The sequence below is a fragment of the Methanosarcina sp. DH1 genome (assembly GCF_020804205.1).
GTDB classification, from domain to species: domain Archaea; phylum Halobacteriota; class Methanosarcinia; order Methanosarcinales; family Methanosarcinaceae; genus Methanosarcina; species Methanosarcina vacuolata.
This window is the reverse complement of the sequence record NZ_WJBJ01000019.1, coordinates 229070-242728: the sequence shown is the minus strand read 5'-3', so window position 1 is coordinate 242728 and position 13659 is coordinate 229070. Positions and strand designations below refer to the sequence as shown.

General features: G+C 42.1%; 14 protein-coding genes and 1 tRNA gene. 5 read left to right on the top strand and 10 right to left on the bottom strand.

From position 1 onward, the window contains the following. Nucleotides 1-592 precede the first annotated feature (592 nt). Nucleotides 593-666, bottom strand: a tRNA-Thr gene (locus FXW07_RS09965). A 333-nt stretch (nucleotides 667-999) separates the two neighbouring features. Between FXW07_RS09965 and FXW07_RS09960 the strand changes: the two genes are divergently transcribed. The 5 genes from FXW07_RS09960 to FXW07_RS09940 all read left to right on the top strand — a co-directional run bounded on the left by FXW07_RS09960 (nucleotide 1000) and on the right by FXW07_RS09940 (nucleotide 5961). Beyond that, a complete protein-coding gene (locus FXW07_RS09960; RefSeq protein ID WP_229395290.1) occupies nucleotides 1000-1554 on the top strand; it encodes a YkgJ family cysteine cluster protein in 555 nt (184 codons plus the stop codon). Between the two features lie 290 nt (nucleotides 1555-1844). Continuing rightward, the gene (locus tag FXW07_RS09955; protein WP_346655641.1) at nucleotides 1845-2435 is read left to right on the top strand and encodes an aldolase; all 591 of its coding nucleotides are present in this window, start codon (nucleotides 1845-1847) and stop codon (nucleotides 2433-2435) included. 331 nt (nucleotides 2436-2766) lie between these two features. Beyond that, nucleotides 2767-3378, top strand: coding sequence for a CDP-alcohol phosphatidyltransferase family protein (locus tag FXW07_RS09950; protein ID WP_048117197.1), 612 nt, complete (start codon nucleotides 2767-2769; stop codon nucleotides 3376-3378). A gap of 229 nt (nucleotides 3379-3607) precedes the next feature. Further along, nucleotides 3608-4048: an archease gene (locus FXW07_RS09945; RefSeq protein WP_229395289.1), complete on the top strand. Its 441-nt coding sequence runs from the start codon at nucleotides 3608-3610 to the stop codon at nucleotides 4046-4048. A 410-nt stretch (nucleotides 4049-4458) separates the two neighbouring features. Then, nucleotides 4459-5961: an RtcB family protein gene (locus FXW07_RS09940; RefSeq protein ID WP_276573347.1), complete on the top strand. Its 1503-nt coding sequence runs from the start codon at nucleotides 4459-4461 to the stop codon at nucleotides 5959-5961. A gap of 287 nt (nucleotides 5962-6248) precedes the next feature. Here the strand turns inward: FXW07_RS09940 and FXW07_RS09935 are convergent, their stop codons facing one another. From FXW07_RS09935 to mtrE, 9 genes are all read right to left on the bottom strand, one after another. Then, nucleotides 6249-7361, bottom strand: coding sequence for a hypothetical protein (locus FXW07_RS09935; protein WP_229395288.1), 1113 nt, complete (start codon nucleotides 7359-7361; stop codon nucleotides 6249-6251). Between the two features lie 1354 nt (nucleotides 7362-8715). Beyond that, entirely contained in the window at nucleotides 8716-9666 is a 951-nt protein-coding gene (mtrH, locus tag FXW07_RS09930) for a tetrahydromethanopterin S-methyltransferase subunit H (protein ID WP_229395287.1), read from the bottom strand. Nucleotides 9667-9679: 13 nt separating this feature from the next. Continuing rightward, complete coding sequence (gene mtrG / locus FXW07_RS09925; protein WP_011306266.1) at nucleotides 9680-9898, bottom strand: tetrahydromethanopterin S-methyltransferase subunit G; 219 nt, start codon at nucleotides 9896-9898, stop codon at nucleotides 9680-9682. A gap of 13 nt (nucleotides 9899-9911) precedes the next feature. Beyond that, nucleotides 9912-10133: a tetrahydromethanopterin S-methyltransferase subunit F gene (locus tag FXW07_RS09920; RefSeq protein ID WP_229395286.1), complete on the bottom strand. Its 222-nt coding sequence runs from the start codon at nucleotides 10131-10133 to the stop codon at nucleotides 9912-9914. Further along, on the bottom strand, nucleotides 10133-10855 hold the full coding sequence (mtrA, locus tag FXW07_RS09915) for a tetrahydromethanopterin S-methyltransferase subunit A (protein ID WP_048117178.1): 723 nt from the start codon (nucleotides 10853-10855) through the stop codon (nucleotides 10133-10135). Before mtrA ends, FXW07_RS09920 begins: the two co-directional genes overlap by 1 nt. 1 nt (nucleotide 10856) lies before the next feature. Further along, entirely contained in the window at nucleotides 10857-11183 is a 327-nt protein-coding gene (locus tag FXW07_RS09910) for a tetrahydromethanopterin S-methyltransferase subunit B (protein WP_048117176.1), read from the bottom strand. Beyond that, nucleotides 11180-11983 (bottom strand): tetrahydromethanopterin S-methyltransferase subunit C, encoded by an 804-nt coding sequence (mtrC, locus tag FXW07_RS09905; protein WP_229395285.1) that lies wholly within the window; start codon nucleotides 11981-11983, stop codon nucleotides 11180-11182. Before mtrC ends, FXW07_RS09910 begins: the two co-directional genes overlap by 4 nt. A 1-nt stretch (nucleotide 11984) precedes the next feature. Further along, nucleotides 11985-12737 (bottom strand): tetrahydromethanopterin S-methyltransferase subunit D, encoded by a 753-nt coding sequence (mtrD, locus tag FXW07_RS09900; RefSeq protein ID WP_229395284.1) that lies wholly within the window; start codon nucleotides 12735-12737, stop codon nucleotides 11985-11987. Next, nucleotides 12734-13648, bottom strand: a complete 915-nt coding sequence (gene mtrE / locus FXW07_RS09895; RefSeq protein WP_229395283.1) for a tetrahydromethanopterin S-methyltransferase subunit E — start codon at nucleotides 13646-13648, stop codon at nucleotides 12734-12736. Before mtrE ends, mtrD begins: the two co-directional genes overlap by 4 nt. Between the last annotated feature and the right edge of the window lie 11 nt (nucleotides 13649-13659).

Sequence of the window (13659 nt, the reverse complement as noted above, 5' to 3'; positions counted from 1 at the left end):
TGTATTTTTTGATTGACTAGCCACTCATAAAAAACCCACATGAAATTCTTCGAATAACAGGCACAAATCAAAGTTGCGCTGGCACACCCCGCAGCAAGCAACGTGGTATTCGACTGAAATGATGAGTGAAATATTTGCAATTACGAGAAAAGAGGACGAAGAGAGCTCGTAAAGAAGAGATCCCCATATACTTTCATGTTAAACGTACATGATACTCTTCGAATAACATGCACAACCAATGAAAATGCTTGCACATGGCAGCATTTCATGCCAAATTAGCTCCTTACGAATAAGGATATCGGTGCATTTTTCAATGACTTTAAACGTTTTTGAACACTCATATAGTCACAAGTGCCTGTTCTCACCCAAACTGACTCTTTGGAATAGTAGTAAAGGCTCTTCGCTGTTTTGTGCGGATTGATAATAATTGCTCAGTTAGAAAGTAGCCAGGTCAAAAAGAGAAACATGAAGCTTGAATATGATTTTTCACAATAAGTGTATCTAGATATTAGATATGTTACTTTAGCATTTAGGAGATGAATAAAAGTTACCCATACAAAACAGCGAAGAACTGGATTCAAAATTAGTAAAAAGCCCCGTGCGTGATTTGAACACGCGACCTAGTGATTACAAGTCACTCGCTCTACCGGGCTGAGCCAACGAGGCAATTAGAAAATACTGCGACTTACCTAAATACAATACTCACAGATAAACTTTATGGCCGGATTCTTTATCCGGAAGCCAGCCGTCTTTATTTGCCTGTGATCTATTCTCTTTTTTGCCGGGTACCAGAGGAGATAGTACATAAACCTCAGAGAGTCCTGTGTTTATCTCGCTTAAGACATTATATCCAGGGTAACTAATAGAAGGATCCGACTCCTGTGATTTCTACTTTTGAAGCAGAGAGAAAGCAGAGACATTATTGAGAGTAGCAAAGGAAGCACAGGAAAGAAAAAGACTTTATGAGATGTGGAAAAAGGAAGTTTACGAGGCTTGGCCATGGATCGAAGACAACGTATTGAAAAACACGACTGGTTACTCTCAAAAACTCAAAGCATACTTAAACATTATATCTGTCCTGAATCATGTAATGCGAGTTGCTGCAAACATCATATTATTGACTTTCATAGAAAAGAATATGAGAAAATATTAAAAAATGCAGATAGAGAAAGTGCGAATATTTTAAAATCGAATGCGGTAAAATCAGAGTTGGAAGGATGTTATAAAGCAATAAATGCCGTCGAGCAGTGCCCATTATTGATAAATTCGAAATGCAGAATATACGATAACAGATCGGAAGCATGTAGAACATTCCCGTTTGTAATATTTCAGGATGAGGAAGCAGGATTTGGTTTAACGTTGTTATTGTGTCCGATGTCTGTTAACATAATTCACGATTATGCGCAATGGTATAAACCAGTAAACTCAACAATGTATAATCAATTAACTTCCATGTACGAACAATATAAAAACATAGACAAAAATAATGATTTTTGTATTCAAATGAAAGAGCAGAATTTAGATTCTTTCATAGAATTTCTTGAAAGGACGTAATCATTAATTTTTCCTTTTTGTGTGATATTCTTAGAAGAAAAGCAGGTTTAGTATTTTAGAGGTTCTTGTTATTGGTGACTACAAGGACCCAAAGGATCTTTTGAAGAATAGAGCTGAGGTTAGCGTGCCCATTAAGCATACGCTCAAAACAGGTGAAGTTTCATAAAATTAACAAGATTAAATGGACTATAGTTTCAGATTTTTTAGACTTTAAGAAGAAAAGAAGAATTATTAGAGTCTTTTTTAGAAACATAACCGCAAACTTCTAAGCAATATATATTATTAACCAAATGTGTAATATACCGCTTACGATGTGGCAGGAAATCTCGAAATATGGGCGCAAGCTGGTTGAACACGGACTTGTTGAATCCAACTTTGGAAATATCAGCCTAAGGGCTGGCGACAGGATGCTTATCACCCGGACAGGCGCCGCACTTGATGAAATCACAGAGAATAACGTTGTTGAAGTTGACGTTTGGGACACTTCTTCCCTGGATATAATTGCATCTTCTGAAGCTGTCGTGCACAGGGAGATTTACAAGCAAACCTCAGCACTTGCAATCATTCACGCTCATGCTCCATATGCGGTTGTTGAGTCCCTGCTCGCAGGCCCTGAAGGAAGAATTTCACCTGTAGATAGTGAAGGGCAGTACTTCCTTGGGGAGATTCCAGTCGTAGGAGGAGGGATAGGCAGCCGCAAGCTTGCAGGAAATCTTGCAAATGCACTCTCAAGGCATAGAGGCGCTATAGTTTACAGTCATGGAACTTTTGCAATTGGAAGAACACTTGGAGACGCCTATATAGTGACCACGCAGCTTGAGCATTCCTGCAAAGTTAAGTACCTGTACGAGCGTGCAAAAGCAGAAAAGAAAAATAAATAAACTATAAACGCTCGCTTGCAAATGCTTGTTCGTGTGATTCCTTTCTATCCTTAAGAGTGTGACAGACGAAAGAGAAAATGAGTAAACATAAACGTTCGCTTGTTTAATCCACGAGTATAAGTAAGAGCTTGAAAAACAGGAAATAAAATGAGTAAACTTATCTATTGAGTAAGTGGATAACCATACAGCTTAAGTATAAATATAAAAAAGCAGGTAAACACAGAAATGAATAAATAAGCAAATCCAACCCAGAATACCGAGTAAGACGAGACGCCTGTTTCTGGAGCAGCTTTCTGTTACGAGTATCACCTAAAGAAAAATCTCGAGTACCATGACGTTTAACACCCTGAGACCTTTTGCCTCAAAAGTTATCGACCCACTGGCAGACTATTTCATTAGATATGAGGTATCACCCAACACGGTTTCCATAGCCTCCCTTATATGTGCATTCTTTGCAGGACTGAGTTTTTATTATTCGCCTGCATCCAGGGAATTTATCCTGCTGGCAGGCATCCTGGTAATACTTAACTCTATTTTTGACGCCCTTGACGGGATAATTGCACGGAAATCAAATAGGGCAACCCCAAGAGGTGACTTTCTGGATCACGTCATTGACCGTTACTCGGATGTTTTTATAATATGTAGCATCTTTTTTGCAGGTTACGTTTCCTGGCAGTTAGGAGTTACGGCAATTGTAGGTGTGCTCCTTACCAGCTATCTCGGAACCCAGGCCCAGGCGCTCAGCCTTGGAAGATACTATGGAGGGATAATGGGCAGGGCTGACCGACTTGTAGTTATAATTCTTGCAGCCTTTGGCAACTTTGTATTTCCAGGTCCAATTGCAGGTTTTTCAATTCTTGGCTGGGCCGTCATTCTGATTGCTGTAACCAGCCATATAACAGCAATCCAGAGAATCTACTATATATGGAAAGAGTTGCAGTAACAACATCCTTTTTTTAATAATTTTGCAACTTAGTTTTATTTCAATTAGAGTTCGGTCTCAATTCGTTGTCCAGATTTGTTGTCCAGATTTGTTGTCTAGATTCGTAGTCTAGATTCGTAGTCTAGATTCGTTGTCTAGATTCGTTACCCGAGATAAGGGAAATTCTTAGGCCTTAAAACAGATTTATGCGGCAAATAAGTTAATTAACAAAAAACACAATTACCTGGCTATGTCATCTCAAGGAAAACAGTATGAGTATCTGGATCACACTGCAGATATAAAGTTCCAGGCTTACGGAAAAACACGAGAAGAAGTATTTGAAAATGCGGCTCTCGCTATGTTTAATGTTATAATTGATACAGGAAAAATCTCGGGAGACACCGCAAGAGAAATTTTTCTCACGTCACCTGACCTGGAATCCCTGCTTGTGGACTGGCTTTCTGAACTTCTATATCTCTTTGAAGTTGATGAAATCGTTTTTAGGGAGTTTCGAGTTGAGAAAATAAGGGAAGAAAAAGGTGAATATTCAATAACAGCTCAGGCACTGGGCGAAAAGTACTATCTAGAAAAACTCCCCTTTGAGACTGAAATTAAGGCCGTTACCTATAACCAGTTAGAAATAACGAAGACTGCTGACGGCTGGAAGGCTCAGGTTGTTGTGGATATTTAAAGGCGCAGAAGTTTTCTTCCTATCTCCCGGAATTGGTTCACCGAATACTGGCTGTTTATCCTCTAACTACTAGCACCATGCATATCTTCATGTATAGGAATTATCCTATTCTGCACTATAATATATCAAGTACTATAATATTTCAAGTATATCTCAAGTTGAATTATCTAGTCCTGAATTGGTTCAGTCATATTTAGATCGACTTTGTTATATCGAACATTTAGATAGACTTTGTTATATCGAACCGATCTTAATCATCCGTTTCCAAAATTCATTGTGGCTCTAATCCAGCCTGACACAGTATATCTTGATCACATTTCCAAATTAATACGCAGAACCTTAGAAAACGGAAGATAAATTAGTAGTTCCAGGATTATATCTAAAGCATGAAGGAGCAGGGAGCATAAATCATGGTAGAGAGTGAAGATACAGCTATTGAGGAATTAAGCACGGAAAATATACAGAAGGATGTAAAGGGTATGGTCAGGAAGCTTTCCGAAAACGAATGGGAAATTCCTGTTGGCCACATCCCTAACATGCGGGTTCCAGGCCGCCTGTTTGTATCCCAGAGTTTGCTTGAAGGCATTGAACCCGAGACTATCGACCAGATTGCAAATGTAGCAACCCTACCTGGTATTCAGAAGTACTCCATGGCAATGCCTGATGCTCATCTTGGCTATGGCTTTGCTATAGGAGGAGTTGCCGCTTTTGATGTAGAAGAAGGTGTTATCAGCCCGGGTGGGGTGGGCTTTGATATCAACTGCGGAGTAAGGCTAATCCGCACCAACCTTCAGAAAGAAGAGGTAGTTCCAAACATAAAGAGGTTAACTGACGAGCTTTTTAGTAATGTGCCCGCAGGCGTTGGTTCCAAAAGCCGGATCAGGGCTTCGGATAAAGAACTGGACAGTGCTTTTTTAGAAGGGGCAAGCTGGGCTGTAGAAGCCGGGTATGGCGTAGAAGCTGATGTCAAGCACTGTGAAGCTAATGGGTATATGGAAGGAGCTGACCCTGCCCAGGTAAGCACAAAAGCCAGAAACAGAGGAAAACCTCAGTTAGGAACTCTTGGAAGCGGCAACCACTTCCTTGAGGTTCAGTACGTTGATAAGATCTATGATCAGGAAATAGCCTCAACTTTTGGGCTTCAAGAAGGCCAGGTTACGGTAATGATCCACTGTGGGTCAAGGGGTGCCGGGCACCAGATCTGTACTGACCACTTAAAGGAACTCTCTCAGGCCGTAAAAAACTATAAGATAGAAATTCCGGACAAACAGCTTGCCTGTGCCCCTGCTAAGTCAAGGGAAGCACAGAACTATTTTAAAGCCATGCTCTGTGCTGCAAATTATGCATGGGCAAATCGTCAGATAATTACTCACTGGACAAGAGAATCATTTGAAAAAATATTTGAGATAGATGCTGACGACATGGGCATGGATTTGCTTTATGACGTTGCTCATAACGTAGCAAAACTTGAAAAACATACCGTGGACGGCAAGAAAAAAGAGGTGTATGTGCACAGGAAAGGAGCAACAAGAGCCTTTCCTCCAGGGCACCCCGAAGTCCCGGCCGTATACAGAGATGTAGGCCAACCGGTGCTGATTCCTGGGAGCATGGGGACTCCTTCTTATATACTATGCGGTTCAGAAGAGGCTATGAATGTTTCTTTCGGTAGTGCCTGCCATGGGGCTGGCAGGGTCATGAGCAGAGCACATGCAAAGAAAGAATTCCGCGGACAGAGCATAAAAGAAAACCTTGAAGCTCGAGGCATTACAGTAAGAGCCACCCATCCTTCAGTCATTGCAGAGGAAGCTCCGGAGGTATACAAGTCCAGCAGCGAAGTGGTAAATGTCGTGCACGAACTCGGAATTGCCCGTAAGGTTGCAAGAGTTCTTCCTTTGGGGGTTACAAAAGGTTAACTCAGGTAAAACAACCGGTTTAAACAATAAGTGTCAGAAATTATAGGTTTCAGTACCTGAAGTTTCTATGGGAACTTTAATCTACGGGCTAAAGTTTTACCCTTTAATTTTAACCCTGAATTTTACCCTTTAATTTTAGCCCTGAATTTTTTCAATGGGGTCATAAAAATATTTTATTTATTTTCTGGTTCTGGCCAATATACCTTTGAACTCAGTAGACCTTTGAACTCCAGTAAACCTTTGAACTCCAGTAGACCTTTGAACTTCTTCAGGTTATTCTGATCAATTTAATCGGGATCTTTCATTGATTCTATCAAACATAAATCTGAACTGTCAGGTTCTTGCCCCTGGAAGAACCGAAATACAATCATGCTTGAATATGAAAATGTCTCAAAAGGCGTGCCGTTTTCCCGGAATATATTTGAAAAATACTTAACTAGATTACGAATAACCCTTTCATCTTTGAAGTCATGGAAAATGGTTACTGATTCGTTTCCAGGTTCAAGGGAGATTTCTATATTTTTGACAAGCTGAGTTGCAAGGTACATTTTTCTAAAATGAACCAGCAAGTCCGGAAGAGTCATTTCACTTATCAACTGCTTGCAAAGACGCTCAAGAATTTTTGTCGGGTTTGGGACTTCTCCAGTTGCAAAAACTTCAAACTGGCTCCGATGAAGAGTCACGAGATTGAACCGCTCAGCACTATAAGTATACATAAGCTGAGTCCAGAACTCAGTATTGTCGTCCAATTCCTTACATAAAATATCAAGATATCCAAAATTCTTCCGGATTCCGGGCATAATCTCGTTCGATGAAATAGAGGTATTTCTTTTGAAAGAAATCTGGGTCGAGTTTGATCTCCTGAAAACATGCTCAACATCAAGCTGTTTCCATCTTGAAAGAAAATGAGCCACAAGCTGAGCAAAAAAGTCTCTACTGTATACTGTCGAGTTGGAAATAATTACCAGTGCAGATTCAGGATTATTAATATCTTCACACTTTATTGAAGTTCGAATTACCCATTGATAGCTTCTGGAAACCCTATTAAGGTAATCTTCGAGTTGTTTCATATCCTGAATCTCAAATGGATTGATAAGCTCATTAACAAGATCTTCATCCGTTAGCCTACCCCTGGTACACCTGAACAGCCATTCAAGCATCGTTTTATTTATAACGATATTCTCTCCGTTCTGGATTGTCTCATTTAACTCTTCTTTTGCAGGAGTTTCTTTTAAAAATCGAATTGCTTCATCAATACTTTTATGACATAAAAGAGCTGTATCCGCAACTTCAATGGTATCCCTGACTGCGGCACTCAAATTTCCATTATTGGCATCCAGAAGGGGCTGCAACTTTTTAAGGTATTTATCATCCAGGGAAATGTTCTTTCTGATCAGCATATTTCCACCCGATAGATCCGGTTTCCTGGCTATTTATGCTATGATCCGTTTTGATGCCCGTAAGATCAGGACTTTTTGTGGTTTCCGGTTAGAGATTTAGAAAAACATTTTTTCTGAAGAAGTACACTTTGAGTTCTAAAAGTTCTTATTTAGGACTCTATTTATGATACTGGTAAGTGCTACCGAATATTAAATCTTTCTATTTATTACTACTCTTTGATTATTAGGATTAAAAGACGTTCCATCCAAAGTCCCGATTAATTTTAAAATATAATAACAATATTGGCATACCTATAAATTCCGTCGAATTGTCTGGATGTATATTTTAGAATGTTGTCCTACTTTCAAAGTGTAATTAAGTTTCGTTAGAACGTTGAACTGAAAGCTTGACAAACGACCAGAAACGAATGGTACTGGTTCACAACTCTTTATATATATATGTTAAGAGAGTGTACAATATGTAAATTAAAAATATTGGGATGTAAGTCGGACTGCTATAACCTGGAAGATCGCATTATTGATTTCACCCTATCCTTACAGTTTGTTTAACCTTCGATTATCTACCCTAATTTAATTTCGAGAGTATAGGTTGACATGTTCAAAAGCCGTGAGTTTCTGAGTAGATTGTATAGCTCCTGCTTAAGCGCAGGATAAAAACTCACAGGTTATTACAATTTTCCTGAAAACTCACAATCTTCAGAGGCGATAACAGTCCCAAAAAGCGAGTTTGGGAGTGGAGTCATAAGTACCTGGCAGGTTCAGATGGATTATTTAGCCAGCCAGGGACTTTTCTCCTGATGAAGGACAGAAGCTTATCATTATCTTTTCCTTTCTAGCTCATTCATAACACACTTATTTGCCCTTAAATTCATATTATTCCTATTCACTGGCATTATTTCCTGGCTTACCAGAATATTCTATTTTTGGCTCTTTGCCATCCTATGACAAAATGATTTTCAATTCAAGACCACATTTAGTCACAAAGCTAAATAATGCAACTGCCAATGAGGCACAGTGGAGTTTTTTTGTTGCAACAATTACAGGCATAACTATTGGTTTTTATGAGAATATTGTGAGAATATCCACACAAAACAACGAAAAATCCTATCATCTGGAGATTATATTCAAGAGTAGACAAACATAATATGAAAGTAGACAAGTCAAATAAAAATATTCTCAAAGTAATATAGAGAATAAAGACAGAAAGCACTGAGGGAAGCAAAAACCAAAAAATCAAGAATAAGAACCTGAATTAGAGAAAAAGACTACAAAACTATTTAAAAGAAGAAAAAAGCAAAGGAAAATTTCCTCTGCTTTTGAGTCCTGAGACTCTCTGTAATTTTTTTCTTTTTGATTATGTCAACTTGGTTACCGGGTGGTTTGCCAGGTCTGCGATCTCGACACCAAGTTCCTTTGCAGTTTCACCGAGCATGATGTCTACCATTGCAACAGCCGGGAAAATCTGGTTTACGTTCTCGATTGGGCCGTAGAGCAGGTAGTCGGACCCTGCAATCAGAGCCACCAGGTTGGTACCAATGTCTGCAGGCATGTAGATTGCCTTGGGGTCAGGCTGAGTCTTCTTGAATTTGCGGAGCCAGTCCCATGCAGAAGCCATGTTGTGGTATCCGCCACCGATTGGCAATCCGAACTTTGCTTTCAGTGTGGGTACCGAACGGATTGTTGCACCTGAGCCTGCACCAAGAGGCATGGCTGCAACGTCGATAATGGGATACTTTATTCCACATTCCTCTCCGACCTGGAGCATACCCTTGGTCTGTCCGGAACCACCGACTTCAAGGATATCTACCTTTCCTTTTACGGTCGGGTCGGTTGCATTGAAGGCAAGAACGATTGCAGCTGATACGTCGCTTTCTGTGAGAATATCGATTTCTTCCTGTTCAATACTTGCGTTGATCGAGTTGTGGATTGCCCTGTCTGCAACACCTATTTCAGTACAGTACTGAGCTGCGGCTGCACGCACATTTCCAGCGGAGGAGTCGATCAGGAAAGGTGTCCTGTCGTCAATCTCAATGAACCAGTCAATATAGCGCTTGATCGCTTCAGGGGTTTCTCCTACAATCTGGTTCACATAGGGGAGACCTGTGGCGTCGCTCAGTGAAACCTGGGTGTTCCAGAGGGTTTCTGCAGCTGCCCTGTCGAAGATACCCTTATCTTCATCGGTCACAATCTTGTGCCTTGCATAGAACATAGTACTGACTAATACGGTTGGGTTTTCACCCGGCTGTCCACCGAATTTAACTCCACCTATTTCAAAAACTTCCTGTTTCTTGTCAAACTTGAACATTTTGATCCCTCATTTACATGAACATTGATGATACCACGGTATATATCAGGAAGAGCAGCAGGCCAATAAATCCGCCGTACAGAATTCCAATGTCCCTTCCTACTTTCTTTCCGATTTTTTGCGCAACTTCACTGTTGACAAACTCAATCTTTTCATCGATCTTATCGAGCCTTTTCATTACTTCGTTAAATTCACCTGGCTCTACAAATGCTGCTGGTGCTTTTCCATCCATATTATTTCACCTCTCACCAGACTAGTAACGGGAGTACGATGACCATCAGCAGCGAAAAGATGAAACCTGCTGCAAAGCCGATCACTCCGGTAGCCGCAACCCCGGAATCCAGCTTCTGGTTTCTCGCAATCAACTGTGCTCTATATCGAATGCTCTCAACAGTAGCATCAATCGCGCCCATCTGAGGGGCAAGCACCATTGGGACGCCTTTATCGTAGTCTTCTGCCATTTCCATTACCTCCCTAGCAGTAAGAACCCAAGCAGGGATATGGTTATTGTCAAACCGATCATGGCACCTTCGATCTTTCCTGCGTGAACTCCTGAGTGGAACTTGTTCAAGTTTCCTATATCAAGCATGCGGGATTCAATTGCTTTCAGTCTGCTCCGGATAACTGCAATTTCCCCGGAGACAGGCCTGACAACACCGCCCTCTTCTTCTTCTCCGCCCTCTTCACTGATTTCCACAACCAGTGGTTCTGCATCAAAGGCACCCGGGTCTTTTGAGGCGAGTTCTCTCACCTTGGAGGTAATAGCACCCATGTCTTCAGTATCCAGAAGGTTGACAACCTCAACCTGTTGCTGGAAGCGGGCAATTGCATCTGCATTCAGGTTTTCCACATATGGAATTGCGCCTACTGCCCCTGCAATCCTGTTTTCTTTTACACCGTTTGCATGGAGGGCCATAATTGACTGCCCGGTAACGTGCCCCTTAACTTCAGAGCCAGTCACAAGCAGATACCTGATATTAGGATTTGAGATAACGTGGGCAACTACCTTTTCAATACCAAGATTTTCGGTTTTACAGGACCCTGTAACGGCTGCTCCTGCATCAAGGACTGGCTTTCCCGGGAGGTGTGATCCGCAGGTAATTACCAGTACACAGTTCTTGGCATCGCCTACTTCATATTCTCCTTTCAGGATAGGCCATCCTGGGGCTGGTTCTCTCTTATCTGCCATTTTACACCACCCCTTTCATCAAACTTGATATATATATGATAAGAGCCAGTAGCCCGCTGAAGGCAAGACCTACAACAACTCCGTAGAAAGTGTTTCCATAAAATCCTGCCATATAGGAGGTATTCTCACGGCCTGGCCAGGAATTAAGAAGCGGTTTGCTGGGCGAAAGGGAATTCAGCAGGTCTTCTGCAATTGCGTCCAGTTTGTCCACTCTCTCAAATACGGGTTCCATAGAATACTGAATCGAGTCTTTCCGTTCTTGTGTCACGGTTCCCGTGTCTGGGTCCAGAACTAAATTTATCTCGGGAGCTATTCTAACCATGCTCATTGTAGTTCCTCCGGACTTGGCAGCATACCACTACCAACCACTGCGTATGCATCTCTCTTAATGAGTGCGTAGTGCTTGCTAAAGGCAACATACCAGATGACAATTCCTATAAGCATGTTTAAGCCAGCAGACATTAGTCCTTCATGGAGTGAAGAAGCAAAGCCTGCAATTATTAATGCAATTGCTCCCTTTTCAACAGCAAGCATGAGGGTTCTGTCCTGCTTCTCATCAGGTCCCAGGCTAGCGTTGAAGGGGTGAAGGATTCCCATACCACCTATTATAAAGATCAGTGCAATGTATCCGTTTGCAACGACGTTTTGGACAACTGCAGCAAAATCGAAGGATCCAGCAATGACGACACTCAGCCCGAGAATTACAAGAGTACCTGCACCTGCAATCTCTACCATTGCCTGTTCCATAATAGGAATACCCATGCCGATTATTTTGTTCGCAAGGGCACCAATAACACCACCTATAATTGCTGCTACAATGAATGCAACTATGGGTCCTGCAATGCCTCCTATTGAAAGCCCGAAGAGGGATGCTAAAATACCCATACCAAGGGCAAGCATACCGATTGATGGGACACCTGTACCAAGTCCATAGCTTGCAACACGGCGAACCGCATCAGCACCCCAGACCGTTGCGCAGATTGCCCCAATTCCTCCGAAGAAGGAATATGCTGGAGGCATGAAATTACCAAGGTAGATTCCGACAAGGCCGCCGACTATACCTAAAGCCATTATTGTTTGTGGAGGATAACCGCCTTTGGCTTCTCCTCCTGCTCCACCTGCAGACATTTTAGATACCTCCAAGCTGTGCAATTGCAATTACCGCCACGATAGAACACAGTAATGTTGCTACGAGGGAGGAAACTACCGCCTTTGGCCATTTTTTGAATTTCGGATCGTGGAACCCTTCAATTGTACCTCCTATGTTATAGGAAGGAATTACAGCGTTCACAAAGAAAATACCTATTGCGAATATTGCTGCAACTGCTACAAGCTCATGTCCTGTGACAGAATTGGTAACTCCAACCGCTTCCAGGCCTGCGTTCATACCCACTTCTATAAGTGAATAGTAAACAAGAGACCCTCCGATTCCACCAAGGCCACCGCCTATAACTCCACTCACAAAACTTACTGTAGGAAGACCGTGCCCTTCAGTACCCTGGGATACATAAAGATCCTGCCTGTACTTTGTAATAGGATCAACTTTTACTTTTGCTGAAGAAGGCACAACACCTACACCATAAACATAGACCCAGGTACCAACGATCATGGTCACAGCGATCATAATCATTGCACCCACTGCGCCTGAGGCAAGAATTAGCGGAAGGTTGTCTGTTACGTTCATCATAAAGCCTGCACTAACAAGCCCTGTCAGACCGGCACCTGCTGCCAGCTGCACTGTACCTGTACCAATACCGGTTGCCTGAGCCATAGCTGCAGGTGCACCGCCCACAGGCACAAAGTGAACACTCCAGGAAATCAAAACGCCGCCGATTGTGATAAGGGCCATCCAGATAATGTTTCCAAAGATAGCGTCAATCATGCTGAAGCCTCCTCAGCCTTATCTTCTTTGTAAGGTCCAAATGCTTCGCGGGCATAAACTTCCATCTTCCAGTTCCAGATAATTAAAATAAAGACAATTATAACACCTGCAACAACAGAAAGCCATCCCATGGTCAGGCCTTTTGCAGGATCAAAAATAGTTGTTATCCAGCTTCCCAGGAATACAGTCATACCAAAAGCAAGCCCTGTGACAGGACCTCCGAACTTGGCACAGAACCAGGAGTTGTCGAAACCATCCCTGAGACCGGATTCGGCATATCTTACAATGTTTCCTGAGTTCGAAGCGTTCAGCCCTGAACCAAATTCAAACTGCTGGAACTCACGTTCGGCACCGTAATGGACGTCGCCTGTTGACGATCCAATTGCACCTACTGTAATACCCCAGATAAAAGCCAGCATAGTTAGCGGGAAGGGGTGTCCAAGTACAACGGTCATCAAATATGATACCACTAGCGTACAGAAAGTTGTTATGAACGCATATCCCATAATTGCTGGGGTGTGAGCCCTTATCATATCAAGATAAATAGGCTGCTTGAACCTGCTCTGACTGGCACATCTGCCCATTGTAGCAGTTACCGCAAAGGTACCGTGTACGCATGCTGCAATGAGGGAACCGAATACCAGTGCAAAAAGTGGGGACATCGTAAACTCACTAATTAATACTGTTGCAACGGCTGCACCGATCGAACACATTAATGCATTTGATGGTGGTTCTCCAGATATCGCTTTGTTAAATATTCTGTGGGGAAACATCATTTGGGGAGCTAGCTGCACCTGAGAGTTAGGGTTACTCTGCGAACCGATATCAGATTCCAGGTCCTCTGAGGCACCTGCAATGGTCGCAGCCACTCCAATAAGTGCAAGCACTCCCATGCTTATGAGTGGTTCCATTCATTTTCCTC

Bases quoted from the DNA above. Each gene is read 5' to 3' on its own strand.
- mtrH (WP_229395287.1), bottom strand. From the start codon at position 9,666: ATGTTCAAGTTTGACAAGAAACAGGAAGTTTTTGAAATAGGTGGAGTT.
- FXW07_RS09940 (WP_276573347.1), top strand. From the start codon at position 4,459: ATGGTAGAGAGTGAAGATACAGCTATTGAGGAATTAAGCACGGAAAAT.
- FXW07_RS09950 (WP_048117197.1), top strand. From the start codon at position 2,767: ATGACGTTTAACACCCTGAGACCTTTTGCCTCAAAAGTTATCGACCCA.
- FXW07_RS09945 (WP_229395289.1), top strand. From the start codon at position 3,608: ATGTCATCTCAAGGAAAACAGTATGAGTATCTGGATCACACTGCAGAT.
- mtrD (WP_229395284.1), bottom strand. From the start codon at position 12,737: ATGATTGACGCTATCTTTGGAAACATTATCTGGATGGCCCTTATCACA.
- FXW07_RS09955 (WP_346655641.1), top strand. From the start codon at position 1,845: ATGTGTAATATACCGCTTACGATGTGGCAGGAAATCTCGAAATATGGG.
- mtrG (WP_011306266.1), bottom strand. From the start codon at position 9,898: ATGGATGGAAAAGCACCAGCAGCATTTGTAGAGCCAGGTGAATTTAAC.
- FXW07_RS09935 (WP_229395288.1), bottom strand. From the start codon at position 7,361: ATGCTGATCAGAAAGAACATTTCCCTGGATGATAAATACCTTAAAAAG.
- mtrE (WP_229395283.1), bottom strand. From the start codon at position 13,648: ATGGAACCACTCATAAGCATGGGAGTGCTTGCACTTATTGGAGTGGCT.
- FXW07_RS09920 (WP_229395286.1), bottom strand. From the start codon at position 10,133: ATGGAAATGGCAGAAGACTACGATAAAGGCGTCCCAATGGTGCTTGCC.
- mtrA (WP_048117178.1), bottom strand. From the start codon at position 10,855: ATGGCAGATAAGAGAGAACCAGCCCCAGGATGGCCTATCCTGAAAGGA.
- mtrC (WP_229395285.1), bottom strand. From the start codon at position 11,983: ATGTCTGCAGGTGGAGCAGGAGGAGAAGCCAAAGGCGGTTATCCTCCA.
- FXW07_RS09910 (WP_048117176.1), bottom strand. From the start codon at position 11,183: ATGAGCATGGTTAGAATAGCTCCCGAGATAAATTTAGTTCTGGACCCA.
- FXW07_RS09960 (WP_229395290.1), top strand. From the start codon at position 1,000: ATGGATCGAAGACAACGTATTGAAAAACACGACTGGTTACTCTCAAAA.